Genomic DNA, 1218 nt, shown 5'->3' with positions numbered 1-1218 from the left:
CGCCGCCGCGGCCGCGGCGCATGCCGACGTCGATGCTGCCGAGGACGAACTCTACGGCGAAGACGACCCGGGCCCGGGTCGGGTTCCGGCCGAGTTGGCCGATCCGACCACGCGATCGAAGCGGATCGCTGAAGCGTTGGCGCAGATCGAAGCCGAAGACGATGCCCGCGAGAAGGCTGTGAAGTCAGCCGCCGAGGGCCACCTCGAGCGTCTCGACGCGGGAGCGTCCCCGGCGGGTCGGGTACCGCTTGCCGCGCAGGTAGCTGCTGCTCACCGGCGTCTTGCACGGGAAATTGCACGCCATGAGGCCACCGAGGCGCGGTATCGGCAGCGAGCCGACGCCGCTGCGCGTCGCGGCGGGAAACCGAAAGGCAAGGTTCCGGTTCCGGTCGAGGATCATCACCGCGTGATCGCCGCACGCGCATCGGTCGCCGCAGCCCTCGCCCAGTCCGCCGCCCGTGAGCAGACAACGCCAACGGTGGTGCGGCGCAACATCACCGATCCGGATTCTCGGATGCAGCCGCTGCGAGGTGGTGGCTGGGTGCAGGGCTACAACTGCCAAGCATTCACCGCCGAGGACGGCATCATCATCGCCACCGGCGTCGGCACCAGCCCCTCCGATGTCACCTACTACGAGCAGATGGTCGACAAAGCGGTCGCTGCGGCGGCAGTGATCGCCGACCATGCACCGGCCGAGGCCGAGTCGCCGTCGATCGGAATCATGCTCTTCGACGCCGGCTATTGTTCGATCGAGAACCTCGACGCACCGGGCCCGGACCGGTTGATCGCCACCGGGAAATCGCGGACACTCGAAGCCGCCGCTGCCGCGGCCGTAGCTACGCCGGTATCGGATCCTGCACCACCACAGGGTAATTCGATTACCAGGATGGCCGAACGATTAGCCACCCCGGAGGGAATCGCAACGTACCGCAAACGGTCTCACATCGCCGAGACACCGTTCGGACATGCCAAACACAACCTCGGATTCCGGCGATTCACCAGCCGCGGCGTCGACCGGGCGACGAGTGAGTGGTCCTTCCACGCCGCGGTGCACAACATCGGCAAGATTCTCACCCACCTGACCGCAACACACACCGTAGCGCTGGCCTGAATGAGCACCCCAGGGCCGAAAAAGAGGTGACCCGGGCATCGAACCCGAGCCACCCCTTTACAACGTCGAACTACCGCTCACACAAAATGCAACAGCCCCCAGAGGGC

At 66.3% G+C, this 1218-nt stretch carries 1 protein-coding gene; it reads left to right on the top strand.

Annotated elements, in window-relative coordinates; translation table 11 throughout:
- On the top strand, positions 1–1111 hold a 1111-nt coding region (locus tag AB0O58_RS26745), incomplete at its 5' end, for a transposase (protein WP_366239037.1).
- Positions 1112–1218 lie beyond the last annotated feature (107 nt).

The organism is Rhodococcus sp. NPDC080181, assembly GCF_040702225.1.
Lineage (GTDB): Bacteria > Actinomycetota > Actinomycetes > Mycobacteriales > Mycobacteriaceae > Rhodococcoides > Rhodococcoides fascians.
This window is presented reverse-complemented; position numbering and strand designations above follow the sequence as displayed.